Origin of the sequence: Apibacter sp. wkB309 (genome assembly GCF_002964915.1) — a bacterium.
Lineage (GTDB): Bacteria > Bacteroidota > Bacteroidia > Flavobacteriales > Weeksellaceae > Apibacter.
The window spans coordinates 97,238-123,568 of the sequence record NZ_PSZL01000022.1; the positions used below are offsets into that span (position 1 = coordinate 97,238).

Here is a 26,331-nt window from a genome sequence, read left to right on the forward strand (position 1 = left end):
TTAACTATTTTTTAATGCTTTAGGCTTAAAGTTTATATTTATAATCATCTCTCCAATCTCCGGATCTACCAAATTGTTAATAAAATCATCGGATATGGAGGTAGCGGGTAAAAATCCTTTTCCTTCGTAATACTCAGAAACTATTTTATTATAATATCGTGTATTGGGAATGATCAGTTCTTGCCCTGTTGTAAGATCGTCCGTAATGCTTATATTATTAGCCAAAGCTATCTCAAAGGCAGCTTCAGCTGTTCCTCGATATTGGACGGCTACATCCAATAGGGATTGATTATTACGAATAATTATTTTCATATTACAGTTGTTTTTTCAAGTCTTCAATCCTCCTTTTTAAGGAAATATTTTCTTTTCGCAATATTTTTATCTTATTTTTCAATGCCATTATTTCATCCCTTAAAAGTTGTTCACGACTTTCGTATAATGTTATAATGTTTTTATATTTTTTTTCATAACAGATCCCCAGATCTTCCAATGCTTCTTTATAAATATTAACAGCTCTTGCTCCATGATCTATGGCTGCATTATGATTATTGTTGGATTCTTTTTTTCGATTATAAAACCATCCTCCGAAACCGGCCGTCAGCACGGTTAAAAATTCTCCTACATAGGTTGTAAATAATTCTTTCATATTATCCGTATTCTGCATCTATAATCATATTATCTTTGGACTTAAAAAGTAATTTTTTAACTCTCATTCCATCCGATATAAATTGCTTATGCGCTTCAAATTCGCATTCGTCCATACAGGAATCCAAAATATAATTTTCAATTCCCACGCCCAGCATCGGATCTTCTTTGAATTCTCCCGGATTGGCTAAAAGTAGTAACGCTTGATGTTGTAAAGTTGAATTTTCAACTACAAAATCTCCGTTCTCAATTTTAAGCTCACCTTCATTTGTAATTAATATGTCTCTCATTCCAATTTTCCTTTAAAAGTTCCGTTTACCGGTCCGTTGGGAGCAGATAAACCGCCATCATATTTTATAGTAGCTGTTTTTACAAAGCTGTCTATCAATTCACTTAATCTCTTTGAAAATTCTTCTATGGATGAATCTTCTCTGGTATGCATGTCAGTTAACAATTTTTTTATGCCTGATTGTAAACTTCCTTTATTTAGTGCCATTTTAACATCTATTTTAAAAGTGATTTAAATCCCGTTTCAAAATCAATTAATTTTTTTTGAGTATCCGGTAAAGGAGTTCCGCTGGCTCCTGTTGATGTAAATACTTTCAGTCCCTTGAGAGTATCAGTCAGCAGCTGGAACAGGTCTATTAAACTGCGAGAGTTATTTTTTATACAAACTTTTCCATCACTACTGTCCAGCAACAAGACCAATCCGTTTTGATTGATTTCTATTTTTTCAATTTCATCTACCTTGATTATCATCAAATCAGAAAGCTCGCCGCTGATACTCAAGGCCACAACTCTGGAACCTATTTTTGGGTACTGAATCATATAGTTTTCCGAACCACCATAACTAACCTTTAACCTCACATCGGTAATAATCAAATCTTCATCCAATGCCAATGAACAGGTTTCTTTTTGTAATTCAGTAACAGTCCCTATAATTGGGAAATTAGGATTTGCACCAACCAGTTGTTTTATTAATCGTTTTATTTTTTCTCCCTTTTCCATAGTTTAAACTGATAAAAGTATACCGGGTGTAATGGTTCTTTTTCCTCCGGAAGAACTAAAACTGGTTTTAACGCTTACCACGTAATACTTGCTGTTTTTATCCGGATAATCTTCGTCTGTTATTTTTGCTGAATAACTAGGCTCAACATAGGGCAGAAGCCAGGTATCAAAAGTACCTTCGTATCCGTCGTATGCATGCTTGGTATATTCATATTTTGCTCGTATTTTAAGTGAAGCCAGCGCTATGCTTGATATTTTAACCGTTTTTTTCTCTCCATCTTCATTGCCGTAAGTCTCGGTAAGCACTTTACCGTTTTTATCTGTTGTTTCAACAGTAATTTGAATTTTTTTGTCTGAAGCTTTTTTATATTCTAAAGAGGCTTTTTCTATATTATGTTGCATTGAATATTTGACTTCGCCTTTTTTTTGAACATAAGGAGGATGAATATGGAGTACTTTATTTTCGGTATCTAAATATATATTTCCTGCGGATTCTTCCTGTAATTTTTTCAATACATCATAAGCCGTTGTTCGAAAGATGACGAATTTTTCATAGTAAAGTTCATAGTCACAGTTCAAAGTATATTCGGGCATGACTTGATTTAACAGGGTTTGAGCAATTTTGTCAATAGAAGTAGGCTTTAATTCCTCATTTTTTACCGGTTTTCTAAATACATACATATCATCCTCACAAAAAATTTTTAAACAGCTGTCTACATTGGTTATTCTTTGCACGTATCCGCTAAACTCATTGATTAAAACATCGTCGTATCCTAATTTAATTTTTACTTGAGAACCTATCGGAATCTTTTTTTCGAGATTCAAAGGACGATTGGCTATGTATTCAGGCAAGATGATAACAGCGGTGGATACTAAAGAATCAACAGATTTATTTATTTCACATTCTGCTATTACAGGCAAATTAAATTTTTTAGATTCGTGGCTGAATTCTATGTCCCATGACAACTTATACATATATTTTAGTCATTTAAAAGTTTAAACAAATCGTAGGTAGAATCACTCACTGCTTTAATTTCATATGCCTGTACATTTTCACCTTTGGTAAACGGAAATGTAAAATCTTCAACTACTATTCTGGTAATATCTAATAATTTCAGCGGTTGACAATCAATTTCAATTCCTTGCGGATTGAGAATAAAGTCTTTAAGGGCTCTGAAATCTTCTTTAGGATAACAATCATCAACAGATCCGGTTTCTAAAGCTCCATATAAGGCACCGGTTATCGTAATTTCGTAATCGTCTTGACTCCAATATTCTTTTATAGTACCGAACAAATTTTTATCATTTCCTTTTTTAGCTACTTCTCGCTTGATGATATTGTTTTTACCTGAGATTGTAATCATAGGTTCATAAGGCAACAAATACCATTGGCTGTCATTGATATTTCTGATTTTTACGGGAAAAAATTGTTGATCCTCCGGAATTTGTTCCGGCATTACTATGAATTTATCATTCCAATCTACTTCCTGATAAGTAAATCTTGACTTATTTTTAAGAGGTAAAAAAGGTTTTGGTGGCAACACATGTTTAGCTAATTCATTTTCAAGTGCTTCAAACCGTGGTAATTTTTTGGCCACCTTTGAACCTAATAAACCGGCCAATAATAAATTTTTATTATTAATTTTCATACGTTTATTTTTTATCCTACTGAATAATTTGCCATGGCTAATAATCGTAATAATGCATCTGCAGTTTGATCAACCATTTTATCCGTTGTTTCGTTGAAATCTTTACCTTGAATATTTAATACTCCGATTAAATCTTTAATGGAAATATTTATTGTGCTGGATTTTTCTCCACCGGTAACAATAGAGCTATTGGTTGCTGTTCCTGTTGATTTTATCGATGGATTTACAGTTTTTAATGAATTAGCCGATGTGTCTTCGGTTAACTTTTTAGGCGGTGCAATTTTATTTTTAGGATTATATTTTTCCAATGTATCACTGATGAAAGATAATCCGCCTTTGTCGTTAAATAGGCTATTGTCCGTAGTGGTTTTGTTGTAACTGTCAGTAAGTAACGAAAAATTTTTATTGATTGCTGTTAAACTCTCAGCTCCGGCATTGTTAGAAGATACTTCAGTAGTATTGTCTAAAATAATCGGACTCTCTTTATCAGAACTGGTTTTAAAAGATAAACTTCCTCCAATTTGTTTAAAGTGATCCCAAGCATTTAACATACTATCAGCCATGTCGTTAATTAATAGCTTACGTTCATCACTACGTTTTTTAGCATTTTCTCTGATTTGTTTTAAATGTTCTTCTGCTGATTTTTTATTCCAAAGCTTAGAGAACGTATACCAAGCAATTTGTAACTGTTCTATACCGGTTAAAAGTATATCTTTAAAATTCAACCACGAAAGTTTCAGATATGAAATTCCTGCATCCCATAATGATTTTACCATTTCCATGGTATGATCCCAAGCATCACCCCAACCTTCCACAGAGTTTATTAAAAGATATATAAAGGTTATTAACCCAACGACACCGGCTATAATAAGTCCGATTGGATTGGCAATCATAACTCCATTGAGGATTGCTTGAGCTACAGCAGCCAAGCCCATAACAAATTTATATGTCATAAATGCAGATGCTAAACTCACTATAATCGCTTTGAGAGTTGTTATTGCACCTTTACCGATGGAAAACTTATTCAATACTTCACTGAAAAAGTCAGTAACATCAAATAAAGTATCGGCTAAAAATAAGGCTGCGTCAATTAAATCCAAGAACATATGAACCATAGGGGCAATGATTTCATATAATCTGAATAATACATTATTTAAATTATTGGTAGTACTTTGTAAATGACCTCCCAACGTATTGGACAATTGATTGGCAACTCCAAAGAATTGTCCCCCTTCTGAGGCCGCTGATTGAAAAGCGTTGGTAACCATTTGGGCAGTAATAGTACCATTCATCATTTCTTCATTAACCTTATCCATGCTTAATCCGGTAGTCCTGCAAATTTCATTCAGAGGATTGAAACCTGCCTCAACCATAGCCAGTAACGAGTCTTCGGTAAGTGTACCCATATTTATTACTTGGGCTAAAGAAGAAGTAAGAGAATCCATTGCATGAGTATCACCCATGGATATGTTGCTGATGGCATCCAAATTAGGCACGACCTGATCCGCATTCATTCCACTTTTTAATAGTGTTTGAGCATTGCCTTCCAGAGTGGATTGATCAAAAATCTTTACTTTTTTCGACAGATTTGTAATATCATCCATCATTTTTTTAGCAGAACTCTTTGAACTAAGTAAAACCTCAAACCTTTTTTTGCTTAATTCTTTTTGAATTCCCATATTCAAAAAATCGACAAATGCTTCTTGCGGAAATTTAAAATTTAATTCATTTTCACTGCCATTTGTTTCAGAATCAGAAGTACTACTTGTATTATTTTTTCCGGATTTTTGATTATTTGAACCCTTTTTAGATATGCCTTTTTTACCAAAATTTTTTACTTTTGATGCAGCTTTAGTAACGGTTTTTTGAACCACGGATCCTAATTTTTTAGAAAATCCAATGGTTTTGCCTAATCTACTATTAGAAACAGTTTTTTGAAGCGCAGATCCAAATCTTTTAGAAAATCCAATGGTTTTACCTATTATATTAGAAACAGATTTATAAATTATAGATCCTAATTTTTTAAAACTATCGGCTGTTTTAAGTATAGTTTTTAGAATAAAAGGAGCTATTTTTTTTGTTAGTCCTGATGAATTAGCTATCTTATTATAAATAGTTTTTAGAATTATAGGTCCTAATTTTTTAAAAATATCTGCTGTTTTAACAAAAGTTTTTTGAATTACGGGCGCTATTTTTTTAAAACTATCCGCAGCTTTAATAAAATTATCGGCAAAGATTTTATGAATTCCGGGTCCAAAATTTTTAAAATATTCTGTTGCTTTAAATAAATTACCTATAACGGAATTCTGAATTTCAATTCCTGATTTATTAGAACTTTCCGTTGTTTTAGTAAAATTATAGGAAACGTTATTTTGAGCTCCGGATCCTGAATTATTAGAAAATTCCACTACATTTTCTAAAGAATTGGAATTGATACTTTTAATAGTATAACCTAATTTTTTAGAATTATTCTCTAATTTTTCTAAAGTATTGGTTACGGATTTTTGAATTTCTGATATTGATCTATTAGAATTTTCCGCTGCTTTACTTAACTTTTTAGATGTCTTGGATGCTAAATTGCCTAATCTTGCGTGTAAACTTATTGTACTTATATAAACCAATTCTTGCATTTTAAATGATGCAGAATTGTTACCCATACCCATTTTTTGTATGGCTTTTAGAACATTATCGGTTATCTCTTTTGAGTTTTTCACTAGGTATGACATTAATTGGCATTAGTTGAATTTTCTTTAATCCGGATATAATTAAGCTCTTGCATTCTTTCTGCCCATTCTTTATCTGTTAATATATCCGGATCTATATGAAAATAATATCTGAGCATGGCATGGCTCAAACGTATCCATTCTACATTTTCCTCGACGATCTTGGCAGCGGCTAAAGCTTTTCCAATTCCGCTTGTTTTATTTCAATTAGCTCGTTTAATTTAGCGGAAGCACCTAAAAAGTAAGAATCATCGGTTTTTATTTCTTCATCTCCCCCTAACCAACAATTGGTAAGAATAACTTCATTAAACTTCATAGGATTAGTTGAACTTGCAGCAGTTGCGGCAGCTAAGATTTTCCTGTCCGGTTTTTTTAGATAGGCCTCTTTATCTTCAACAATTAATTTAAAAATTTCTTTGTGTTTAGCTTTCCATGCCTCGATTTGTTCTTGGCTGATTGAGTTAGTTTGAGTATTCATAATTTTTTTTAATTTCTAATTAGCATTGAGATATTACATCAAGAGCAATAAACGGAAGGGTAATTTCCATGAATTTGTCTCCTTGTTTAAATTCTTTTCCGGCCTCTGTAAAACGTACACCGGTGATACGATCCATAATTAACATATCTCCATTGGTTGGGTTACCATAGGCACCTACTAAATCTAAACAAAGGTTAAGTATGTCTCTGTTTTTAGCAGAAGCTACTAAACTTTCATATTCTGATTGCAGTAATGTAATTTCACCTTCTATGGAAACATTTCCTGACTGAATTGCTCGTGCATTTCTGCCTTTTCCATATACGGCTTCTCTTTCTATTTTTCGGGTATATTTTACACCTCTGATTCCGGTTAAATCTTTACCTCCTAACGTAGCAGTAAAATCTGCCCATTCATATTCTCTACTGTTAAACATTTTTTTATTATTTTTTAGTTATATCAAAGCCTAATAACACATCTACAAATCGGTTATATCCGTGAGGACGAACTCGAGCCACAACATTTATTCGGGAGGTTGCCACAACGTTTTGAGACGGGTCTACAAATATTTTAACTCCGTTATCTCTATTTTCAATGTTGGAAGACAATTCACCGTAGTTTGTCATAAGCGAAACCAAAGCATTTTCAAGATCTCCTTCTATACATTTGGCATAAATAGGGTTGATGGTTCCGTCGATTTCCAAATCGATATCATCCAATAAATAGTTGATTAATGTTTGATAAGTAATTCGGTATGCTTTGTCAATTACCCTTCTGTTAGTAAGATAATGGTAGTCATCACTCACCGGGCTGGCTGTATGGTCGTCTGTAAAATAATAGCCTGATTTTCCGACATGAGTTCTGAAGGTGATAAACCCTTTTTCATTTAAAGCTTCTACATCAAAAGTTTCTGCCGGTTCATTTGCAATGTAAGCATGTAAATTGCTTAAAGCCCCGTCTCTAACTTTTCCAATATTTTGATGTACTTGATTTTTTGCCAGTCTGCCGGCTACAATACCGATGGCTGAACCTTTACCTTTTTCTGTATCACCTAAAAGTATGGATACACGGTTGTTGGAATATTCGAATAAGTTTGGTAATTCAATTACATTACCGGTAAATCCGTATCCTTCTAAAACCACAAAGAAAGGTGCATACTTAGATTTTGTGTAGCTTTCTGCTAAGGATTGAGCATTGGTTGCAGTAAGTAACACATCTTCATCTAATCCGTTTACGATGGTTAAATTCTCATTATCATCCGAAGAACATTTAGTAAAAATACCGGTAAGCTTACCATTGGCAGCATCTAATAATTTTTCAACCGGTGCTTTTCCTGTAACTTCGTCCACTGAAAACCAATTTGAAGTTTTTGTGCTTTTAGGCATACCCAGTAACCATAATTCACGCCCTTCTCCGCTTTCTTTATAAAATTCAGATAGGGTTTTATATAAATTTTGGTTCGTTGACGATACTATGCCCAACTGAGCTACTTGTTTCATGGATTTAACCATGTAGGGTTTATTCAATTCGAAAAATTCAGTAGCTTCTGCATGTGCCACTAATCCGAATACGCCATCCGAATTGGCTGCTACTGCTCCTAGAACACCATTGTCAAAGTCTATGGTTATTTTTGGTAAATTCATTATTAGTTAATTTTGATTTTTGATTATTGATGTTATTTATCTTATTTGTTTTTTGTGATTGATTGTAATGCACTTTATTTCTTAATACCCTTTCTAAGTAGATAGATAATGAAAGTACTTATGAATAATAAAGTCACAATTTTACCTGTCCCTAAACAAAAACTTTCCCAGCGTGATAAATTTTTAAATTCGGTATGGGTTATGGTTTCGGTTTTAAATTCTTTTGTGTGATGTTCTTTCCAAGTGGCCACTAATTCTTGCGCACGAGTTTCACAATCCACGGTAAGAATATTATCCTTAATTTGGATTTTAGGGAATTTTAGATGGTTTTTTCCGGATTCTGATTGGATGATCTCTTTAATTACAGCTTTTCCGTTTCTCCACTCAATTAAAGCCTTTAAAGAACTTGTATCGGGTTGGATTTTAAAAATCGTATCTCTGATTACTTCATTATTAGTTATTTTTTTATCTGTAAATCGATCAGGGGTGGCTATTTTATTATTTTCATTACAGCTTATCAAAAGCATAGTAAAGAATACGGGAATAATAAAAATTACGACGATCTTCCTATAATTATACGATTTCATTTCTTTAAATATTTTTATATTCTTCTATGGCATCAAAACTTGGACAAGTGGTCTTGGCAGATGCAAAATCTCTATGTCCCAGTATTTGAGCATTTGGATATAATTTTCTTAATTCTTTAAGTAATTCAATCAGGCTTTTTTTTTGTGCCGGATTTCGTGTGTCTTTAGCTTTCAAGTTTTTATCAGCTCCTCCTATATAGCAAATACCTATGGCATTTTTGTTATGTCCGGCAACTTGGGCAGGTATTCTGTCTACATCCCTTCCCGGTTCAACAGTACCATCTAAATCTATGACGTAATTGTATCCGATTCCGGCCCATCCTCTTTCTTTATGCCAACGATCTATGTCTTTGGCCTTATCGTTCCTTCCTTCGGGAGTCGCGGCACAGTGTATAACCAAATATTTTATGGTTCGTATAGATTTTTTAAGGTTCATATTGCTATTTTATTAAATACTGTCTGCCTGCGATTCATTCGTGAATTTCGTTTTAACGCGTTGGTTAACTTTTTGCTTAGCAGACAATATTTTTTTATTTGGTTTATTTTCTTAGTATGTTTTCAAATGATTTTTTTTAATGACGGATAATTCTTTTACCGTAACTAATCTTTAATCGTTCGAAATTTTATACGGCAAAATTGAATCATAAAAGATTGCAAGTAAAGAAAGTTGTAAAGCTTCTTGACAATCTTGTAAAGTACTTGCACAGAAGTGTCAAGTTTCTTTACATACTAATAAAAGTTGCGTGTATTTTCTTATATATTTGTTTAAAACCATAGTACAGGTTACTCTTAGACGCGGGTAATTATGATACACAGCCGAATTATTTTTTAGCCATGTTTCGGTTTCTTATTAACTAGTGATTTTAGTGAAGAGTAACCTTTTTCAAGTATATAAGTTTTTATAAGCAATTCATTATTGATAAAATTTTCAACAGGAAAGTATTAGAGAAAGTTCATATAATAATACTTTTTATGTTGATGTAAGATATTTATTAACCAAATTTATAATTAATGATCGAAATTTTAGAATCTCTACAGTCGAGAATAGCTGAAATTAAGGAATTTTCATATGTTGGAGAAGATTGGGGACAATTAAATTATGAAGAAATCCCTTACCCTTTATCTTGGCCTTGTGCATTAATTTCTATTAAAGAAGCTACTTTCGAAGATAATGGAAAAAGCAAGTCAATGACTTCCCATCATAAACAACAAGGTTTTATAACGTTTGACATAACGGTTGCTACTTTAAAATTTTCAAGTCAAAACAGTAATTCTGAGGATGTGCAAGCAAATGCTTGGGAAGGTTGGAATTATTTAAAAAAAATACATGAAAAATTGCACGAATGGAGACCGAAAAGTTTTTGCGGGAGCTTGAAAAGATCTTCTTGGAGATCTGTCCTAAGAGAGGATGGTATTCAAGAACTTCATGTATTTTATACGATGGGTATATCCAATTTTTAGTTCAGATCGGAATCCGGAGTAAATATGATCGTATATAAGGTTTGTCTGGATATGAAAAACTTGGGATAAATAAATTGTCTGTATATTTGAGTAAGAGGCATACCGTTATTGCGTTTAACTTGTAAACGGTATTCTTCTTTTATGGCTCTGTATCTTAATTTTGTATTATTTCGTAAGTTTTTGGTACTCATTTACACAAAATTATTATTATTGTATGAAATATCCAAATAATGATTTTTTTGTGATTTTTTGATAGTTAGAATGATGTAACCTCTTATTATTTTATTGTTCGAGCGATTGAACAGATTCTTTTATACAGCAATTATCGACCATTGGTAACTCTGTTTTTTTTAAAAGTAAAATGCACAATCAAAATATGTTTCTGCTGACGGCGGCGATATTTCTCAATCCATTTTTTTATACTTGAATTCAAGAATTCTTTCTAAGGCTGTAATTAGTTTACTGCATTCTTTTACTGACATTTCTAATAAAGGTTTTCTTACCGGTGATTTTTTACTTGCTATGAATTTTCCCAGTGTATTTAAATCGGCGACTGTACGGTTATGTTTTTTATTAAAAGTAGTCCAGTTCAAATCGTAACATAAACGCAATAGAGTTAAATGCTGTTTATTATTTTTATCAAACATTCCCCAGTAGGTATATGTTCCTTTGAGAGCCGCAATTAACCTGTTAGCTTCTTCATCGGTAAGATCTTTGGTACTGCTTACTCTCCCGTGAGTAAAATGAAAAATCAACTGTTGACGCAGGGCAGGGTCTTTTTTTACATCTTCGGAGAATAAACTGTAAAGTTGCTTGATTTGATAGTTTTGTACTTTAGGTGTTTTCATCTTGTTTATGTTTTTCAGGAAGTAAAAATGTTAAGTCAAAATCTTTTGGAAAATCTACGGAAGCGATGGAGAGATCTATGGTTACTTTATGACCCAACTTATCGAGGTAATGAGCTTTTATGAAAAAGCTGGAACGGGTAGGCTTATAGGCTTGTTGTATGATACGAACCCCATCGGTGAAAGTTTCGTGATCCAACTTATCGGCTAATGAAATTAATTCAAGCACACGGGAACTTTTTAAATTTCCTTTGGCATCTTTTTTTAATAGTTGATTAATGATGGTTATAGTATGGGCGTCTGCTTCTTTCTTGGCAAGGAACCTTATGTATTCATTTATTTTTGCTATTCCTGAGTTTACCGTGTCATCCCAATTATCGGTTACGTGGTAACCGATGGTTACAGATTCGCCGTTTGAGGTGGTAAATGTATGGGATTGTTGTTCTTCTTTTACTCCGTATATGGAGTATTTTAATTGAATGAGTTTTTTTAAAGCTGAAAAGGTAAATTTTTTGGATGAGCGAAGTTCTTGGGAAGTTTTAATTAGATGGTGGATGACTTCCGGTATGGTTTCTTCAACTAACTCTTTATAAGCTATCCGGTCCGATTCTTTTTCTTTTTTTTTCTTTTTTAAAGCTTCTAAAAGCTCTTTTTCGGTTAATTTGCTTAAATCTGGTATGGACATGTTATAATTGATTTTAAATTAAAGTTTTTAAAAGCTAGTTAATTTTTATTTTCACTTTTTGGCCGAAATGATTTTCTTCCCAATGCATCGTAGGGCGTTTCCATTCGGTTCTTCTGATTTCCAAAAGTTTGGTAATTAATTTTTCCTGTAATGAAAGGGGAAAAGAAGGGGGCTGACATCTTGTAATCTTGCCAATGTTTCGATGGATTTCACAGCGCTCTGCTAAGTTTAAAAATTTCTTTTCTTCTGTATCATAGGATAAAAGGTCTCGTAATATTTCAATATTTGCCAATAGTTTCATGTTAACATTTATTTTCGTCTCTTCTTATTAATTCTTTTAGTATTCGTGTTCTTTCCATACGGAGTAAAATTCTAAGCAAAATGTTTCCTTCTTGATATTTATCTAATTCACAGCTCAACCGATACACGTGATCTTCTAATTCGGTTTCGCTCCATTCCTTTAGAGGTATTTGATTTAAGGGTAGTGGTTTCATGGGTTTGTATTTTTTCTTTTAAGGCTTTCATTACTAAATTATTAGGGTAAATATGTTGGTAGCTTGATAAGCTGTGCGCCGAGGCAAATGCTTCGTTAAGGGCATCTGTTTCGAGTGAATTTATATGGGTTTCATTTTCTGATATTCCGACTACTCCGAATGCTTCTTGTGTTCGTATATTCCATTGGGTTGACCACCACTTCCAATATTGGGGAAGAGAAAGTAATATTTGTATGTATTCTTCTTTATACTTTTGAGGACAGGTATATCCCAAGTTTTCGGCAAATTCGCATCCCGTTTCAAACAGATTGGTTTGATAGTCTTCTTGTGAAGTTTTTGTAAGTCGGCAAAAATTAATTTGTGTATGGGTTGGTTTCATAGTTGTTTATTCGTCAGATAAAATAATAGATTCATCAGTTATTAGGGTAACATGAAAAAAAGGATCTATAAATAATTCTTCATTTACTTTAATTGTATTTAATAGGCCATATTTAAACTCTTCTTTGGTTTGCTCTAGCATAACTTCCATATCGTCAGGCAAATCATTGATTTTTTCTTTTAGTTCTTTTACTGTCATAAATGTTTATTTCGGGTTAGTTTTACCTAGTTATTGAGAGTTCAACTTTTACTGTTGTTCACGGTGTGAAAGTTCAAAAATTAACTTTTGTTTTTTTCTAACTGATTGGTTTTCATCTAATGGTTAGATTGTATTGATCGGCACCTTCTTGCCAAATTATATAACTTTCTTTTCCTCCGTATCTACTTACGGCATTTGCTGTATAGCCTTCAACATAAATTTTAACAAAGGCATCGTATCGCACTTTTTTTGCAATTCGTCCTTCCGGATTGCGACCTTCGGCATGTGAAATCCATATAAATAATTTGTTTGAGTATTTTTTTATCAATTCTTTATACGAGGTATAGTTGATTCCTGAATATTGTAAACTGTCAATGAATATTATGTCCGGCGATTTGTGCAAGTTTAAGCGATGGTCTAATTCTTCGATGCTGTCTTCAATCAGTACAAATCTTCCTCGGCATTTGTCCATATTATTTCTTTTGCAGGCTTCTGCAAAAGATTCGCTGTTTCCTTCTTCTAGTCCGTTATAAGCCACTCTGCCAAACTTCGAGAGATATTTGGCTAATTGTATGGCGTATCCGGTTTTTCCGTTTCCTGAATTTCCCCAAATAATCCAACTGCCTTTTAATTCCGGTTTACCTATATGTGCTTCCCATATTCCATCAAATGGTAATACTTTTCTTCTTTTGGTATAAATTTCATGGATGGATATTGCTCGTTTCATTTAATTTCTTTGTTTATTTTTTTTAAGGCATATATTTTTCTTTTCACTCTGCGCAAATCTCCTTCACTATCTTGCCATATTTCTTTAATACGGCTTTTATTTTCTATTCCGTTTGCTATGCAAATGGAAGCGACATCTGATGCCGTGATTCCTCCGAATTCTATAAATCTCCTGCCAATTCGGCTGAAAATTTCTTTATATCCTTTTTTGTTTAATTTTAAACCTCTTTTGATTCTTTTTTCCAGATGATCGGTTGCCATTAAGATAATGGCACAATGATCTTCTAATTGATTATAGAGGGAAATAAAAAAGTAAAGGACTTGATCACTTAATTTATCTGCTTCATCCAGGATTATACCTGGCTTTTTATTTTTTTTTAAAATCCGTACAGCTTCAGACATCATTTCGGCAACGGTCAGTCCACCGGAATCTCTTCCCAAGACGTTTAATAATTCAGCTAAAAAGTATTTCCGATTCCAATATTCATTGCATTGTAAGAGATAGGTATTGGGTGTATTTTCAACAAATACCTTTGCTGTCTCGGTTTTACCACTACCGGCAAAGTTTATTACGGCAAATACTTGTGAGTCGTCAACTGCATCTTGAAACAGGGTACGAAGATTTTTAAAATTCGTTGTTTCTACTACTTTCCAACCTTTTTCGTGAATTTTCAGTTGTGCATTGATAGTTTTCCATACGTTGTCTTTGATAACCGGCTTTTCTCCTTTGAGTATCTGAGTGAGTTGATCCGTACTTATTTTCAAGTTATTGGCGGCTTCTGTTTCACTTCCCAGTTGTTTAACATAGGCTTGAATTTTTTGAACTGTTTGTATTTTTTCTTCATTATCCATATTTTTGTTCGGCTTTTAGTCCCCTAAGGGGGGCATTTTTGTTTTTTAATAAAGTTTTCTGATATCTTCTACGGTTTGTAAACTTTCTTTTTTCTGCCAACTTCCAACATCTTCATGCGTCACTTTTTTGCTTTTTCTTCCAATTTTGGAATTTTCCAAACCTTTCAGATTAGGTTTAACCAATCCATAGGACTCCGCGTCCATATTAAAACTTTTAAGGATCTCATCCATTTCATTTCTTCGTTGGATACGCTTATTCTTATTTTCTTTTTTGACCTTTTTAATCCATTCTGCTTCGAATTGTTCTTGTTCTTGTTTTCCTCGGTGTATTTCGGTTTTTAAAACGGCTTCTCTTACAAATCGTAATTGTCCTTGAGGATCTTTCTGATATAAATAAATCATGCTCATATCTTCCGGATCATATTTGACAAAGAATGATTGATTCACGGCTTTTTCATGAAAATCTAAATCGGGCATTCCATCTTCTCGATAAACAAAATAGTCGTAGGTTACTTTTTTTTCCTTAAAAGAGAATCCGAAGGAAGACCATTTTACAGGCTGTTTTCTTTCAACCCAAAAGAAATTGACCATGTCCCATAATTCAATCTTAGGTGCTTTTTCATTTTCGCTGTCTAAATACGTTTGAAGTCGGGATTTACCGCTGAACGGATGGGGAGAAAGATTCCATTCTTCTCGTATTTTTTTATAAATTTCTTTTATTTCGGTAAGGGAGGGGAGATTGCTTTTATTAGCTAAGATGAATTCCATGTTAGCTTTAGAAATTTCTTTTTTAGCTTGTATATTTTGTCCAGTAAAGAACCAATATCGAGCAAGATGTTGATTTTGCAGACGATAAAATACATTTTCAATGGTTTTGGATTTTCCGTTGTATGGCTCGGTTTTTATGGACAAATGGGCTATTTTATTTAAAAAATTTTCGGTTTCAAGCTTTTTATGTCCTCCTTGGTTATCAAAACCTATTTGATAGGGTTTATGTCCTGAAAATTGAATGGCCATCCGATATGCTGAATATTGAGCTTGATAGTTTTCTTCTTTACTGATATGATATCCAAGCAAAACCTCGCTGTATGCATCCATAACTTCGTAAACAGAAATGGTTTCCATTTTGCCCTCCTCAGTTAGGTAAAAGAAGTTTAATTTGGTTCCGTCGCTATACCATAGTGAATCTCGTAGTGTCGGTAATTTAGTTTTTTGTTGGTAGTTATATTTTTCTTTGTATTTAAGTTCTCCAAATTTGTGTCCGTACCACAGGGGCATTATTTCTTCATCATATATAAAATTGTATATGGTTTTTTCTTCAACTGTTTTTAATCCTTCGCTCCGGGCATAAAGGTTATATTCTTGATGTAATTGTGATATGCAGACTGTTCTTTGGACTTGATTGCTCCATTTAGCTAACAGCCAGAGTTTGGAATTTTCTGTCAATTTTTGACTGTGGGTATGGCAATAGTTTTTATGTATTAAGATTTGATATCCATGAGTTTGATATAATTTTAATCGTTCTCGTAAACGGCGGTAATTTTCCGGTAAAGAATGCGGCCATTTATTTTTATCGAGATTTTTTACAATTTCCGCAATATTTTCCCACATTTTTTTTTGATTGCCTCCCAAGACACGACGGCGCATCAGGGTATGATTTATAATTTTTGAAATAGTATTTAGCAGGGATGCATTACAGGTATATTCTTTTTTTCTGTTTTCAGGCAAGGATTGACCATTTTCCAATAGGTATTCATTGAAAAATTTTTCTGCTTTTTCGTCTTTTTCTATGCATTCTAAGAAAGTGTATTTTTTTCCTATAGTATAAGGATCTCCGGCTAATTCTAATACCGATTTTTTAATGTCGGATCTCATACTGTCAAATTCAACTAACGCCTTTCTTCCATTTCCTCCTTTTCGTAAGAGAATTAAATGGTTTCTTTGTGTTAATTGTTTATAGGTACTTTGTTTGAGTAAACCGGATTTTCCAAATAACCAATTGGATAAAACACCCCATTTATTATTATAGAATTCATAAACTTCCATTGGTATTGATAAAAATTAGTATTCTTATTCTGCGTTAGTTATTTAGACGAGTTTTTAATATACTGATGCATATTTTCTTAGACTATTTTTGATTCATTAATTTGTTTTTAAAACAGTTGAATTTTTTTTCGTGGGATTTTTTAAGTGGTATTCTTGGATAATTTTTTTTCGAGTTTCTATAATAATATCCAGAGCTTCTTTTGCATTTAAATCACCTCTTTCATACCTCATACGTGCTGCCTGACTGGTACAACCTAACATTTCCGATAGGGTTACAAAATCTCCATATTGTATTTTTTGTGCGTTTTTGTTAACATTCTTACTTCTTTCCATAACTTTGTGTACATGTTTTTACAAATATATAAACAATAGTCTAATAAAACAAAATATTTAGACAATATTTTAATATTTATTATGAAAGCTATACATAGAATCAAGCAATACATTGATTATAAAGGACTTAATAATAGTTCTTTTGAGAAAAAAAATAATCTGTCTAACGGGTATATAGGTACTCAATTAAAAAGAGAATCTGACTTAGGAGAAGGTGTACTTAATAAAATATTAGACAATTGTTTAGATTTAAACCCTGTATGGCTTTTAACCGGTGACGGCGAAATGTTAAAAAGTAATGATGATTTAACAGACATTGCACTTATAGATGCTATAAGGATGCAAAAAAAACTTAATGTAGCCGAAAAAAAAATAAAAATATTAATTGAACTGAATGAATTTTATAGAGAAGAAATTGAAGAGCTCAAACAAGAGATAAAACAATTGGAAAAAAAAATTAATACTTAGTTTATAAAGAATAAATTATATTAAAATATATATTTTAAAAAGATAAATTTTAGGCAGCTATATATAAATATCGTTTCATTTATCCTGTATATTCGTACATTTATAGTTTTACAAAAAAACAAAAAAACTTTTCACTACTATAAATAATGGACGAAAATACGCTTATAAGAATAATTACTTATTTAAATAAAAAAGGCACTATTTCTGAAAAAAAATTTAATTGGTTATATAAAAATAAAGATATAATATTGGAATTATTACAGATATATTTTGATTATTTAAAAAATTTCGCATATGATAATGAATATTATATCAAAAAGTATAAAAAATCTAATTTGATAGATTTTAAAACACTTTGTAAAAAGTATTTAGACAAAAATTTAAATAATTAATAAATAATATATGGGGAATCTTTACTAGAAATTAACTACTTATCTTTATAATATTTTATGCTTTAACTTAATATATTAAATTATTTTTTTAATCTTATAACTTACACATTCAAAAATCCTGTCTTATTTCAAATAGCTGATAGTCAATGCATTAATAAATTTATATTTTTTTCTTCGTGGAATATATGTATGTTATTTTTGCTTTTAAGTTATATTTTTAATAGATAATTAGAATTATATATATTTTAACGTTATAAAGTATATTGTATTTTGTATACCCAACTGTATACCCAATTTTAAACCCAACTTTTTACTGTGGTTTAGAATGAATTTTTTAGGAAATAAAAAAAGAATATTTTTTTAATCTATTTCGTTATAAATTGTTGTAAATGATTAACTTAAACAGTTAATCGATTATATCGTTAGAAATGAATTTATATTGAGGAAATTGTATGCAAAAAGGTAAGAAGTTAATAATATTGTACAATATAAAAAACTTAAGTAGTTTTCTTATAATTCTTAATTCTTTAATATACATATTATTATAAATATTTAAATATATTGATTTAAGTACATTTTATTTTTACTTGTTTATATAATAATCTATAAAAAATTGTATTGTATTTAATAGTAATTTTTTTCATTCTCAAATTTTTATAATGCAGAAAATGTACTTATTATTTGAGATAATTTCTATAAATATTTAATTAATTTTTCAGTCAGAAGTTTTCTGTGAAAATTGGAAATTTTTGATGATGGAACATGCGAAGTATTGCTTTTCCAACTTTTAAATTCGGTTAAAATGAATTGTTTTAGATGATCGTGATCGCTATAAATAAAATGTTTACCTGATTCGGTTTCAATTAAAATTTTCTTAACATCGGCATTTTGTGGTCCTATAGATAAAATGGTTTTACCTGTTGCTAAATATTCAAATAATTTACCCGGAATGATACCTTTGGATTTTACATTATTAAAATTGGTTAATAGCAATAAATTAGAATTATTCATTTCTTTAATCGATTCAAGATGAGATAAATATCCTATATTGACCCAATTGTTTCTTAAAGCCGAATTATTTAACTCTTCTATAATCGAATCAGAAATTTTTCCCACTAATTTTAAACGAAATTGAGAGGCAAATGTTGGATTCTCTAAAATTAATTCCGCTAATACTTTCCATAAATTAGTTGGATTTCGTAGCGTCTCGAGCATCCCAACATACGAAATGGTGAATACAGAAGTTGGTTCATCTGCTCTATTTACTTCTGAATCAAAACCATTAGTAATACATTCAACATTTTTAGCTCCTAATTTTTTAAAATTTTCTTTATCTGTATAACTGGTCGAAAGAATAAGATCAGCATTTTGAAAAACTTTTTTTTCCATTTCCTTATGTTTTTGATCTGATCTTTGAGTTAGTTTTAGTTGAGAGTAATAGGAAATTTGAGTCCAAGGATCTCTAAAATCGGCGATCCATTTGATTTTGTCTTTTTTTATTTGCTTTAATCCTAATCCTATTAAATGCATGCTATGAGGAGGTCCGGTTGTTACTAAAGTATCTATATCGTACTCATCCATATATTTTTCAAGAAACTTAATCGATGGTTTAATCCAAAACATCCGAGCATCGGGAATAAAAAAATTTCCTCTTATGAATACGGAAACCCTGGATAAAATTCCTTGTTTTTTAGAAGTTTCAAATTGGCCGGCTTTAAAATCTTTATTTTTCTTGGTGAGTTTCTCAGCTAAACGGTACGGTTCCCATATAGGTTTTTTGATAATTTTTATTTTTGGATTTATTTCATCAACCAAGCTTGGGTCTAAAATAGGATAGGAGGGATTTTCGGGAATATAAACATGAGGTTCAATACCGAATTCCGGTAGATATTTTGTAAATTTTAACCATCTTTGTACCCCTGGGCCTCCGGCCGGAGGCCAATAATAGGAAATGATCAAAACCTTTTTACACATGTCTTACAAAGGTTTTGAAATCTCAGAGGATTTACTTCTTTTTTTGTAGTCGTATATCAATAATATACTGCTTATGATTACAAAAAGAAGACAAGTTCCCAGAGTTATATATTTTCCTTTTTGAATTACGGGAGGATTAAAGGAAAAATTTATAGTATGTTTTCCTGCAGGTATTTTTAAAGCACGTAACGTATAATCGGCTCTATAAATAGGAACTTCTTTTCCATCGATTGAAGCCTTCCAACCATGTGGATAATAAATTTCCGAAAATACTCCTAATTTTTCCTCTTTACTATTAGAAACATAGGTTAAATTATTCGGTAAATATTCTTTTAATTCTATAGAAGACAAACTATCAGAGGAAGATTGTATGGTAAAGTCTTTTTTATATTTTGAATTTATTACTGCTTTTCTTTTGTTATCAATCTTTCCCAATGCTAATAATTCTTCATCGGCATTGTTTGCAAAAACAATTTCATTTACAAACCAAGCATTTCCATTATTATTAGGATTAGGAATAGGTCTGATTATAGAATCGGCAGTGATGATGTACTTGGTATTTAGCATATCAAGTATAGGTAAATTTAAGCTGTCCGATAAATAAAAATCTATTAAGTCTTGATATCTTCTTAATTTAGCTCCATGATATCCACCAATCGATTGATGAAAATAAGAGGTATTAGTTTCATTAAAAGGACTTAACAACAGATTGAATACTCTGTAATGAGCATGATCGTTTTGTTTAATTATATCTAATGCCTGGTTAATAGGTGCTGCATTGACAATACGAGCCAAGGTTGGATCGGTTTCGGCTTTTTCTAATTGACTTTCTGTTACTTGAGTAGGAAAAGGATTTTTATAAAATTGTTTGTCGACAAAATTATCATCATTTAAATATCGTTTATCCACTCCCCATAAATCAACTAAAGATAATGCGGCAATAGCTAAAACCGCATAACTTGATTTAAAAGACTTAATTTGCGCTGCCCAAAGAAGTACAGAACAAACTAAAACGAAGAAAAAAGTTCGTAAAATATCTGATTGGAAAAGGGCAAAACGATCTTTTCTAATTGCTTCTAGTATTTCAGATTTTATAGAATTACCTTCTAAAGAAGTATGAAAGCTAAATATTTGTAATCCTAATACATACAGAAGTAATAAAATAACCAATATAAAACCGGAACTTATATATAAAATTTTAGTTTTATAAACTTGGGTAAGAGATTTGTCCATAAAATATGAATACGTACCCAATAAAGCTAATAAAGGAATAGTAAATTCAGCAATCACGAGAGCCGAAGAAACAGCTCGAAATTTATTATATAATGGGAAATACTGAATCATAAAATCAGTAAAGATCCCAAAATTTTTACCCCAAGCTAAAAAGAAACTTAGAACGGTTGCTGCAATTAACCACCATTTATATCTCCCTTTATAGTAAAATAAAGCTAAAAAGGCTAAGAATATGACTACAGAACCTTGATAAGCAGGGCCTACTGTACCCGGTTGCTCTCCCCAATAAGAGCCATTAAAAGTACGTTGAAATTGAGTATATTCTTCCTGTGATCTAATATTTTCCCGTAAAGATGATTCAAGATTAGAGGTTTTAAATCCTTTTTCATTGTTGCCACCCCCCATAAAATTAGGAACAAATAAATTTGCCGTCTCTAAAATGCCGTAGCTCCAATGAGTAATATAATCTGTATTTAATCCCTGATTAGAGGAAATGTTATTTTTATTTATAGTTAAATCTGACTTGCCTCGTGTGGTTTCCTTTGAATATTCATAGGTTGATAGCAAACGGGTAGAATTCATTCCTAACGCCAGTAAAAATGCCAGAAGAAAAAAGCCAGAAGAAATACCAAAAGATTTTAATGTTTTCGTTTTAAAGCTGTGAATAAGTTCAATCAAACCAAAAATTCCTAAAGCTAAAAACAGATAATAGGTCATTTGTGGATGATTGGCTGCAATTTGTAACGATAAGAATAAAGTGGTAAGAATAAATCCTGTAACATATTTTTTTTGATACAGTAAATATACACCTGCAATAAATGGGGCAAAATAGGCTATCGTATGAATTTTAGCATTATGTCCGGCTCCAATTATGATAAAAAAATAGGTTGAAAAAGAAAACATAATACTTCCCAGCAAAGCATATTTCCAATTTTTTAGCCATACCATACCTAACAAGTAAAAACCGGATAACAATAAAAATAAATAACTGGCGGGAGTAGGAAAAGTTCTTAATAAACGATCGATACTTTTAATTATATCTGAAGGATAATTAGCTCCCATTTGGTAGGTGGGCATACCCCCAAACATGGAATTGCTCCAATAGGTGTCTTCACCATGAATAGATCGATACTCTTCTAATTCATGCGCTCCGCCTTTATAATGGATGATATCAGGTTGAGAAATATATTTCCCTGATAATAATGGACTAAAATACATAAAGGAGAGGATGACAAAAAAAAGCAAACATCCTACAACCGGCAAAAAATAACTATTTTTTTTCATTGTCTTTAGTTTCTACTTCTTCGTAATCAACTGTTTCTGCATCCCATTTAATATCCTTATTCTGAGAAGAATTTTTTCTTTGGTTATTAAATTGATGGGGCTTGGACCTGGAAAATTTCTTTTTTGCACGAGTACCCGAGAAAATTTTATTTAAAATATTAAAAACAAAATAAGCAATTGTGGCAAAAAATATAAATTCAATTAATCTTCCCATCGATAAATATATAAATTAATTAGTAACCTATCAATTAATATACGTGTTATTTACAGATTTCTGAACCACCTTTTCAGTTTCATCACCTTTACTGGCTGATTTGGTTTCTGTAACAGTCATAGTAAAATTGGCATTGGAAATCCAACCGGATTTATTATTTATGATAATTTTTCCACTTTGAGTGCCCTTTACGGATAATTTATAGGTTATCCCTTCTACCACTTTAGAATCTGTTTTTGATGGTAAAGTTCCCTGAATACGAACTTCAGTTAAACTGTCACCCACTTTTACTAACTGATTATACCCTTGGTCTTTCAATTCCGGATGAGTATTCCATTTCTCTCCAATTTTTAATCCTTTTGAAGGAAATTTCATAATGGAACCTTCAAATTGTGCTTTAAAAGTTTCAGGATTCAGACCCAATTTAAAAGCATTAATAAAATCTTCCAGTTCTTTTCCTTTCAATTCGGATTTTAAGGTTGATTTTGCTTTTTCATAAATAGCGTCCATACCCTTTATGTTGGAAGCATTTCCGTAAATATCCATCGTTAATGTAAAAGTAACATTGCTGATTGCTCTATATATTTTCCACAATTTTGCTTGATCGGGATTTTCCGGTTTCTTACCGTTGGTATCAAATACCACTACTTTACCATCCGCTTTAGTAATAACTTTTTTGCCTCCCATGGATACTTGTAAGGTATATATATCATTTTTGATATCTAATACCGTAAAGCTTATTGGATCTATGGATTCTTGCGAAACAGATTGACTTTTATCTCTAAAAGTTACTGTTTGCTTATTAATTTCTCTGGAATTAAAAGAATAGGTTTTACCTTTTTCAAGAATATATCTAAGATGATAAAGGCTATCCGCATCTTGATAGATTCCGGTTATAATTTCAGGACTACTTTTTTCTTGTTTATGAGTATCATTACTCGGTAAAGAAGATTCCGCGTTCAAAGATATTCCTGAACGGTTTGTTTCATCTTTTTTTGAAATTGAAGTATCTGGTAATTGTTTGGATTTTTCTTCATTTTTGCATGATACAAGACCACCACCCAATAAAATAGATATAAACAAATAAGATACGACTGACAATTTTTTCATTACGTCAAAATTTTCTGCAATTTACTAAAGATAATTAGTAAACAAATGATAAAGCTCGGAAAAACCTAAGTTTTTTCTCAGTTGTTTACAATAATTTTGAAAATTATATATTTTGAAAATTCTATCAGGCTAATTAATTTGTATTTTAGCGTTAAATATTATTTATTCGAGGATTTTTGAAAAATCGTTTAGAACTTCAGACATACAAAGACCAAGAGCTTTTAGATAAATATAGGGAAACTCAAGATATCGAATATTTTGGTGTATTATATAGCAGGTATATTCCTTTACAATATGGACTTTGCCTTAAATATTTAAAAGATGAACATAAAGCCCAAGATGCAGTAATGCAACTGTTTGAAAATTTACTTCCTAAAATTTTAAATTATAAAATAGATTATTTCAGATCATGGTTATATACAGTTTCCAAAAATTATTGTTTACAACAATTAAGAAGAGAAGGTATAGAAATAAATATAGATCATGCTATGGAAAATGTGCAATCTGAGGATGTTTGGGACTTATTGGATGAAAATAATGATGATAAAAAATATCAAATGTTAGAAGATTGTATATCCAGGCTACCTCAACCTCAAAAGACATCCATTGAAATGTTTTTTTTCAAAGATAAATCGTATATGGATATTTGTGATGCTACTCAATACAGCTTGAAAAGTGTTAAAAGTTATATACAGAACGGTAAAAGAAATTTAAAGCTTTGCTTAGAAAAAAATCTTAAATGAAAAAATTACTTAACTATATAGGAGGTAGAAAAAGAGGTAAAGATGCCAGAGATATTGAAAGGCAATCCATGAAGGATGACTTTTTAAGAGAAGCTTTAGAGGGTTATGAAGAAGTTCAAGGAGACCCAAATAAGGATATTAAAAAGCTTGAAAGAAAAATTTTAGATAAAACGAATCCTCGAAAGAATATATTTCCAATTTATGTCGTAGCTGCCGGATTAGTTCTTCTAGTCAGTATAAGTATACTATATAAATTAACAAACGGTCAAAGAAAGGAAAGAAATTTAATCGCTTATGAAAAATCAGGAAGTAACGACAGGAATACGAATATTCCCTTTGCAATCAATGAATACAACAATAGTTCAAACAATGAAAAGAAGGATTTTTCCGATACTTTCAAAGTAAAATCACAAAATAAAAGTAAACCTTTGACTATCGTATCTAATCATACATTGAAACAAAAAATTGATCCTAAAGAATTTATTCGAAATATAGAACCGGAATCAATCGAAGAAGATACCGATACCTTTGAAAATAAATTTATTGCACACCGGGATATAAGCGCTGAACTCAGTCAAGAAAAAGTTGAGGAACCGTTATTATCTTTGAAAACAATGAATAGAGATTCCTCTCTTGAACCGGTAAAAAAACTCAACAAAACTGAACGAGAAATAAATCAAACTTATTTAAGCGATTCTTTAGTAAGAGATTCTCAATCTTATAGTAGTATGAATAAAAGTTTAGAATCTGAGCCTACTATAGGAAGGGAAAATTTCAATGTCTATATCTATGAAAATCTATCATTTAAAAAAGAAAAATGCGATACTAATGAAGTTAAGATAGTTATCGGATTTACTGTAAGTAAAGAAGGCAGACCGAAGAAATTACACATTCTTCAATCCAATTGCGATAAATTAGCCAATAGAATCATTAAATTAATTAAATCGGGAAGCAATTGGACGGAAGGAGAAGGAATATATCGTTTTGTCAGATAACTTGATTATTTACTAAAATTAATTGGAGTTTCTAAATTTTTATAACTACTTAAATCGGCTTTTAAAGATCCAACGGCTAATTCAGCTTTAATTTGAATTGGAACATGATTTGAGTCATCGGTTACCCACATAGTTACACTTTCTTTCTCTTTAAAAACTCTTCCTGCAAGGACATAGGGTCTGATTTTTAAACATTTTACTTTTCCAAAACTAGAAGAGATTGTTTCTCTATTCAAAATTTTAAGTTTAAAATTTAGAGTTTCACCATCCATAAATATATTAAGATTGATATAATCGCCCGCTGTATAATTATCGGTATTCATATTTCTTAAATAATAAAATGCAGATAACATATCGTGCATTTCTCCCGTGTAATTATAGGTTTTGGAAGTATTGGATTTATTATTGGTATAAGTAATATTTTTATTCGTATGGTCAATAACCATCGTTTGATCTCTTACATAAGAACCTTCGCGAATTTTACGTATAAATTTAGAAGAAAGCATAGTGGATTTATCTATATAAGTTTCATATAGGTCTTCCACTTTAAAAAATAATTTTACCGCACCGGTAGAATATCCTTTACCAACCACATGATAGTGAGTTTTTTCATTATATGTTACCACATTTGTGGTAAAAGTAGCATATCCGGCATTTAAAAAACCATAATGAATCCTGTACTTTAAATATTCCCCGTCTTTAAATTGAGTAGGAGAGGGCGTTGAATAATCCGCTGATATAAATATAAAAAAGAATAAGAACGTAACTACTATCGTAAATAATTTTTTCATTCCAAATTTTTGGTTATTAGTTATAGTTCATAACATTTATTAAATAAAAGTAATTAATATAAAAATAGATTAAAATATCATAATTCTATCAAACTTATTGCCAAAAATTAAATAACAAAAGAGCAGGATTAAATTTTTTATTCGCTTATACTTATTACTTCTTCAATTTCGGGTACATGTTTTTTTATAGTTGATTCAATTCCTAATTTTAATGTACTTTGATTAATTGAACAATCAGAGCATGCGCCTGTAAAGCTTACGAAAACCTTATTATCTTTGATTTCTATAAGTTTAACATCGCCGCCATCGGACATTAAAAAAGGACGAATTTCTTCTAATGCTTGATTTATTCTGTCTGTTAATGTATTCATTTGCATG

33 protein-coding genes are annotated in these 26,331 nt (G+C 31.3%); 4 read left to right on the forward strand and 29 right to left on the reverse strand.

All coding sequences use genetic code 11. The annotated features are described in order from the left end of the window. From C4S75_RS06265 to C4S75_RS06325, 13 genes are all read right to left on the reverse strand, one after another. Nucleotides 1-312 carry a hypothetical protein gene (locus C4S75_RS06265; RefSeq protein ID WP_105297450.1) on the reverse strand — a complete coding sequence of 104 codons (312 nt, stop codon included), beginning with the start codon at nt 310-312 and terminating at the stop codon, nt 1-3. A gap of 1 nt (nt 313) precedes the next feature. Then, entirely contained in the window at nt 314-664 is a 351-nt protein-coding gene (locus C4S75_RS06270) for a hypothetical protein (protein WP_105297451.1), read from the reverse strand. Then, nucleotides 648-935: a hypothetical protein gene (locus C4S75_RS06275; protein ID WP_105297452.1), complete on the reverse strand. Its 288-nt coding sequence runs from the start codon at nt 933-935 to the stop codon at nt 648-650. Before C4S75_RS06275 ends, C4S75_RS06270 begins: the two co-directional genes overlap by 17 nt. Continuing rightward, nucleotides 932-1,141 (reverse strand): hypothetical protein, encoded by a 210-nt coding sequence (locus C4S75_RS06280; RefSeq protein WP_105297453.1) that lies wholly within the window; start codon nt 1,139-1,141, stop codon nt 932-934. Before C4S75_RS06280 ends, C4S75_RS06275 begins: the two co-directional genes overlap by 4 nt. Nucleotides 1,142-1,149: 8 nt before the next feature. Continuing rightward, nucleotides 1,150-1,653, reverse strand: a complete 504-nt coding sequence (locus tag C4S75_RS06285) for a hypothetical protein (RefSeq protein WP_105297454.1) — start codon at nt 1,651-1,653, stop codon at nt 1,150-1,152. Between the two features lie 3 nt (nt 1,654-1,656). Next, entirely contained in the window at nt 1,657-2,628 is a 972-nt protein-coding gene (locus tag C4S75_RS06290; RefSeq protein ID WP_105297455.1) for a hypothetical protein, read from the reverse strand. Nucleotides 2,629-2,633: 5 nt separating this feature from the next. After that, nucleotides 2,634-3,302, reverse strand: a complete 669-nt coding sequence (locus tag C4S75_RS06295) for a DUF6046 domain-containing protein (RefSeq protein ID WP_105297456.1) — start codon at nt 3,300-3,302, stop codon at nt 2,634-2,636. Between the two features lie 11 nt (nt 3,303-3,313). After that, nucleotides 3,314-6,016: a tape measure protein gene (locus C4S75_RS06300; RefSeq protein ID WP_146105585.1), complete on the reverse strand. Its 2,703-nt coding sequence runs from the start codon at nt 6,014-6,016 to the stop codon at nt 3,314-3,316. Between the two features lie 181 nt (nt 6,017-6,197). Beyond that, nucleotides 6,198-6,503, reverse strand: a complete 306-nt coding sequence (locus C4S75_RS06305) for a hypothetical protein (RefSeq protein WP_105297458.1) — start codon at nt 6,501-6,503, stop codon at nt 6,198-6,200. Nucleotides 6,504-6,522: 19 nt separating this feature from the next. After that, a complete protein-coding gene (locus tag C4S75_RS06310; RefSeq protein WP_105297459.1) occupies nt 6,523-6,936 on the reverse strand; it encodes a hypothetical protein in 414 nt (137 codons plus the stop codon). Nucleotides 6,937-6,943: 7 nt separating this feature from the next. Then, nucleotides 6,944-8,143, reverse strand: coding sequence for a DUF2586 family protein (locus tag C4S75_RS06315; RefSeq protein ID WP_105297460.1), 1,200 nt, complete (start codon nt 8,141-8,143; stop codon nt 6,944-6,946). A 74-nt stretch (nt 8,144-8,217) separates the two neighbouring features. After that, nucleotides 8,218-8,730: a hypothetical protein gene (locus C4S75_RS06320; RefSeq protein ID WP_146105586.1), complete on the reverse strand. Its 513-nt coding sequence runs from the start codon at nt 8,728-8,730 to the stop codon at nt 8,218-8,220. Nucleotides 8,731-8,734: 4 nt separating this feature from the next. After that, nucleotides 8,735-9,166: an N-acetylmuramoyl-L-alanine amidase gene (locus tag C4S75_RS06325; protein WP_105297462.1), complete on the reverse strand. Its 432-nt coding sequence runs from the start codon at nt 9,164-9,166 to the stop codon at nt 8,735-8,737. Nucleotides 9,167-9,741: 575 nt separating this feature from the next. Here C4S75_RS06325 and C4S75_RS06330 point away from each other — a divergent pair. Further along, nucleotides 9,742-10,191 carry a hypothetical protein gene (locus tag C4S75_RS06330; protein ID WP_105297463.1) on the forward strand — a complete coding sequence of 150 codons (450 nt, stop codon included), beginning with the start codon at nt 9,742-9,744 and terminating at the stop codon, nt 10,189-10,191. On the opposite strand, the gene C4S75_RS06335 is transcribed toward C4S75_RS06330, so the two are convergent. The 10 genes from C4S75_RS06335 to C4S75_RS06380 form a co-directional block, all read right to left on the reverse strand. Further along, a complete protein-coding gene (locus tag C4S75_RS06335; protein ID WP_105297464.1) occupies nt 10,188-10,382 on the reverse strand; it encodes a hypothetical protein in 195 nt (64 codons plus the stop codon). The genes C4S75_RS06330 and C4S75_RS06335 overlap by 4 nt on opposite strands. Before the next feature lie 213 nt (nt 10,383-10,595). Next, the gene (locus C4S75_RS06340; protein ID WP_105297465.1) at nt 10,596-11,039 is read right to left on the reverse strand and encodes a hypothetical protein; all 444 of its coding nucleotides are present in this window, start codon (nt 11,037-11,039) and stop codon (nt 10,596-10,598) included. Beyond that, the gene (locus C4S75_RS06345) at nt 11,026-11,721 is read right to left on the reverse strand and encodes a DUF3164 family protein (protein ID WP_255410598.1); all 696 of its coding nucleotides are present in this window, start codon (nt 11,719-11,721) and stop codon (nt 11,026-11,028) included. Before C4S75_RS06345 ends, C4S75_RS06340 begins: the two co-directional genes overlap by 14 nt. Nucleotides 11,722-11,755: 34 nt before the next feature. Continuing rightward, entirely contained in the window at nt 11,756-12,022 is a 267-nt protein-coding gene (locus C4S75_RS06350; protein ID WP_105297466.1) for a hypothetical protein, read from the reverse strand. 107 nt (nt 12,023-12,129) lie between these two features. Continuing rightward, nucleotides 12,130-12,594, reverse strand: coding sequence for a hypothetical protein (locus C4S75_RS06355; protein ID WP_105297467.1), 465 nt, complete (start codon nt 12,592-12,594; stop codon nt 12,130-12,132). A gap of 6 nt (nt 12,595-12,600) precedes the next feature. Beyond that, nucleotides 12,601-12,792 carry a hypothetical protein gene (locus tag C4S75_RS06360; protein WP_105297468.1) on the reverse strand — a complete coding sequence of 64 codons (192 nt, stop codon included), beginning with the start codon at nt 12,790-12,792 and terminating at the stop codon, nt 12,601-12,603. Nucleotides 12,793-12,904: 112 nt separating this feature from the next. Continuing rightward, entirely contained in the window at nt 12,905-13,519 is a 615-nt protein-coding gene (locus tag C4S75_RS06365) for a hypothetical protein (protein WP_105297469.1), read from the reverse strand. Beyond that, nucleotides 13,516-14,370: an AAA family ATPase gene (locus C4S75_RS06370; RefSeq protein ID WP_105297470.1), complete on the reverse strand. Its 855-nt coding sequence runs from the start codon at nt 14,368-14,370 to the stop codon at nt 13,516-13,518. Before C4S75_RS06370 ends, C4S75_RS06365 begins: the two co-directional genes overlap by 4 nt. Nucleotides 14,371-14,415: 45 nt before the next feature. Next, entirely contained in the window at nt 14,416-16,416 is a 2,001-nt protein-coding gene (locus C4S75_RS06375; RefSeq protein WP_105297471.1) for a kinase, read from the reverse strand. Nucleotides 16,417-16,512: 96 nt separating this feature from the next. Beyond that, entirely contained in the window at nt 16,513-16,749 is a 237-nt protein-coding gene (locus C4S75_RS06380; RefSeq protein ID WP_105297472.1) for a hypothetical protein, read from the reverse strand. An 81-nt stretch (nt 16,750-16,830) separates the two neighbouring features. Between C4S75_RS06380 and C4S75_RS10120 the strand changes: the two genes are divergently transcribed. Further along, complete coding sequence (locus C4S75_RS10120; RefSeq protein ID WP_185116739.1) at nt 16,831-17,217, forward strand: hypothetical protein; 387 nt, start codon at nt 16,831-16,833, stop codon at nt 17,215-17,217. Nucleotides 17,218-18,302: 1,085 nt separating this feature from the next. On the opposite strand, the gene C4S75_RS06395 is transcribed toward C4S75_RS10120, so the two are convergent. The 4 genes from C4S75_RS06395 to C4S75_RS06410 are packed head-to-tail and all read right to left on the reverse strand — an operon-like array spanning nt 18,303 to nt 23,424. Beyond that, nucleotides 18,303-19,583 (reverse strand): glycosyl transferase family 1, encoded by a 1,281-nt coding sequence (locus C4S75_RS06395; protein ID WP_105297474.1) that lies wholly within the window; start codon nt 19,581-19,583, stop codon nt 18,303-18,305. Between the two features lie 3 nt (nt 19,584-19,586). Next, nucleotides 19,587-22,100, reverse strand: a complete 2,514-nt coding sequence (locus C4S75_RS06400; protein ID WP_105297475.1) for a YfhO family protein — start codon at nt 22,098-22,100, stop codon at nt 19,587-19,589. Beyond that, nucleotides 22,087-22,314: a hypothetical protein gene (locus tag C4S75_RS06405; protein ID WP_105297476.1), complete on the reverse strand. Its 228-nt coding sequence runs from the start codon at nt 22,312-22,314 to the stop codon at nt 22,087-22,089. Before C4S75_RS06405 ends, C4S75_RS06400 begins: the two co-directional genes overlap by 14 nt. 30 nt (nt 22,315-22,344) lie before the next feature. Beyond that, nucleotides 22,345-23,424: a DUF6263 family protein gene (locus C4S75_RS06410; RefSeq protein WP_105297477.1), complete on the reverse strand. Its 1,080-nt coding sequence runs from the start codon at nt 23,422-23,424 to the stop codon at nt 22,345-22,347. A 176-nt stretch (nt 23,425-23,600) separates the two neighbouring features. Here C4S75_RS06410 and C4S75_RS06415 point away from each other — a divergent pair, with 176 nt between their 5' ends. Together C4S75_RS06415 and C4S75_RS06420 are read left to right on the forward strand one after the other, a co-directional pair. Then, a complete protein-coding gene (locus C4S75_RS06415) occupies nt 23,601-24,167 on the forward strand; it encodes an RNA polymerase sigma factor (RefSeq protein WP_105297478.1) in 567 nt (188 codons plus the stop codon). After that, complete coding sequence (locus C4S75_RS06420; RefSeq protein ID WP_105297479.1) at nt 24,164-25,162, forward strand: hypothetical protein; 999 nt, start codon at nt 24,164-24,166, stop codon at nt 25,160-25,162. Before C4S75_RS06415 ends, C4S75_RS06420 begins: the two co-directional genes overlap by 4 nt. Nucleotides 25,163-25,167: 5 nt before the next feature. On the opposite strand, the gene C4S75_RS06425 is transcribed toward C4S75_RS06420, so the two are convergent. Beyond that, the gene (locus C4S75_RS06425) at nt 25,168-25,953 is read right to left on the reverse strand and encodes a DUF3108 domain-containing protein (RefSeq protein ID WP_105297480.1); all 786 of its coding nucleotides are present in this window, start codon (nt 25,951-25,953) and stop codon (nt 25,168-25,170) included. Nucleotides 25,954-26,090: 137 nt separating this feature from the next. Beyond that, nucleotides 26,091-26,330: a NifU family protein gene (locus C4S75_RS06430; protein WP_105298136.1), complete on the reverse strand. Its 240-nt coding sequence runs from the start codon at nt 26,328-26,330 to the stop codon at nt 26,091-26,093. Nucleotide 26,331 lies beyond the last annotated feature (1 nt).

Bases quoted from the DNA above. Each gene is read 5' to 3' on its own strand.
- C4S75_RS06405 (WP_105297476.1), bottom strand. From the start codon at position 22,314: ATGGGAAGATTAATTGAATTTATATTTTTTGCCACAATTGCTTATTTT.
- C4S75_RS06340 (WP_105297465.1), bottom strand. From the start codon at position 11,039: ATGAAAACACCTAAAGTACAAAACTATCAAATCAAGCAACTTTACAGT.
- C4S75_RS06430 (WP_105298136.1), bottom strand. From the start codon at position 26,330: ATGCAAATGAATACATTAACAGACAGAATAAATCAAGCATTAGAAGAA.
- C4S75_RS06275 (WP_105297452.1), bottom strand. From the start codon at position 935: ATGAGAGACATATTAATTACAAATGAAGGTGAGCTTAAAATTGAGAAC.
- C4S75_RS06290 (WP_105297455.1), bottom strand. From the start codon at position 2,628: ATGTATAAGTTGTCATGGGACATAGAATTCAGCCACGAATCTAAAAAA.
- C4S75_RS06305 (WP_105297458.1), bottom strand. From the start codon at position 6,503: ATGAATACTCAAACTAACTCAATCAGCCAAGAACAAATCGAGGCATGG.
- C4S75_RS06365 (WP_105297469.1), bottom strand. From the start codon at position 13,519: ATGAAACGAGCAATATCCATCCATGAAATTTATACCAAAAGAAGAAAA.
- C4S75_RS06330 (WP_105297463.1), top strand. From the start codon at position 9,742: ATGATCGAAATTTTAGAATCTCTACAGTCGAGAATAGCTGAAATTAAG.
- C4S75_RS06315 (WP_105297460.1), bottom strand. From the start codon at position 8,143: ATGAATTTACCAAAAATAACCATAGACTTTGACAATGGTGTTCTAGGA.
- C4S75_RS06345 (WP_255410598.1), bottom strand. From the start codon at position 11,721: ATGTCCATACCAGATTTAAGCAAATTAACCGAAAAAGAGCTTTTAGAA.
- C4S75_RS06380 (WP_105297472.1), bottom strand. From the start codon at position 16,749: ATGGAAAGAAGTAAGAATGTTAACAAAAACGCACAAAAAATACAATAT.
- C4S75_RS10120 (WP_185116739.1), top strand. From the start codon at position 16,831: ATGAAAGCTATACATAGAATCAAGCAATACATTGATTATAAAGGACTT.
- C4S75_RS06335 (WP_105297464.1), bottom strand. From the start codon at position 10,382: ATGAGTACCAAAAACTTACGAAATAATACAAAATTAAGATACAGAGCC.
- C4S75_RS06310 (WP_105297459.1), bottom strand. From the start codon at position 6,936: ATGTTTAACAGTAGAGAATATGAATGGGCAGATTTTACTGCTACGTTA.
- C4S75_RS06400 (WP_105297475.1), bottom strand. From the start codon at position 22,100: ATGAAAAAAAATAGTTATTTTTTGCCGGTTGTAGGATGTTTGCTTTTT.
- C4S75_RS06395 (WP_105297474.1), bottom strand. From the start codon at position 19,583: ATGTGTAAAAAGGTTTTGATCATTTCCTATTATTGGCCTCCGGCCGGA.
- C4S75_RS06420 (WP_105297479.1), top strand. From the start codon at position 24,164: ATGAAAAAATTACTTAACTATATAGGAGGTAGAAAAAGAGGTAAAGAT.
- C4S75_RS06355 (WP_105297467.1), bottom strand. From the start codon at position 12,594: ATGAAACCAACCCATACACAAATTAATTTTTGCCGACTTACAAAAACT.
- C4S75_RS06360 (WP_105297468.1), bottom strand. From the start codon at position 12,792: ATGACAGTAAAAGAACTAAAAGAAAAAATCAATGATTTGCCTGACGAT.
- C4S75_RS06265 (WP_105297450.1), bottom strand. From the start codon at position 312: ATGAAAATAATTATTCGTAATAATCAATCCCTATTGGATGTAGCCGTC.
- C4S75_RS06410 (WP_105297477.1), bottom strand. From the start codon at position 23,424: ATGAAAAAATTGTCAGTCGTATCTTATTTGTTTATATCTATTTTATTG.
- C4S75_RS06370 (WP_105297470.1), bottom strand. From the start codon at position 14,370: ATGGATAATGAAGAAAAAATACAAACAGTTCAAAAAATTCAAGCCTAT.
- C4S75_RS06375 (WP_105297471.1), bottom strand. From the start codon at position 16,416: ATGGAAGTTTATGAATTCTATAATAATAAATGGGGTGTTTTATCCAAT.
- C4S75_RS06325 (WP_105297462.1), bottom strand. From the start codon at position 9,166: ATGAACCTTAAAAAATCTATACGAACCATAAAATATTTGGTTATACAC.
- C4S75_RS06320 (WP_146105586.1), bottom strand. From the start codon at position 8,730: ATGAAATCGTATAATTATAGGAAGATCGTCGTAATTTTTATTATTCCC.
- C4S75_RS06350 (WP_105297466.1), bottom strand. From the start codon at position 12,022: ATGAAACTATTGGCAAATATTGAAATATTACGAGACCTTTTATCCTAT.
- C4S75_RS06280 (WP_105297453.1), bottom strand. From the start codon at position 1,141: ATGGCACTAAATAAAGGAAGTTTACAATCAGGCATAAAAAAATTGTTA.
- C4S75_RS06270 (WP_105297451.1), bottom strand. From the start codon at position 664: ATGCAGAATACGGATAATATGAAAGAATTATTTACAACCTATGTAGGA.
- C4S75_RS06295 (WP_105297456.1), bottom strand. From the start codon at position 3,302: ATGAAAATTAATAATAAAAATTTATTATTGGCCGGTTTATTAGGTTCA.
- C4S75_RS06425 (WP_105297480.1), bottom strand. From the start codon at position 25,953: ATGAAAAAATTATTTACGATAGTAGTTACGTTCTTATTCTTTTTTATA.
- C4S75_RS06285 (WP_105297454.1), bottom strand. From the start codon at position 1,653: ATGGAAAAGGGAGAAAAAATAAAACGATTAATAAAACAACTGGTTGGT.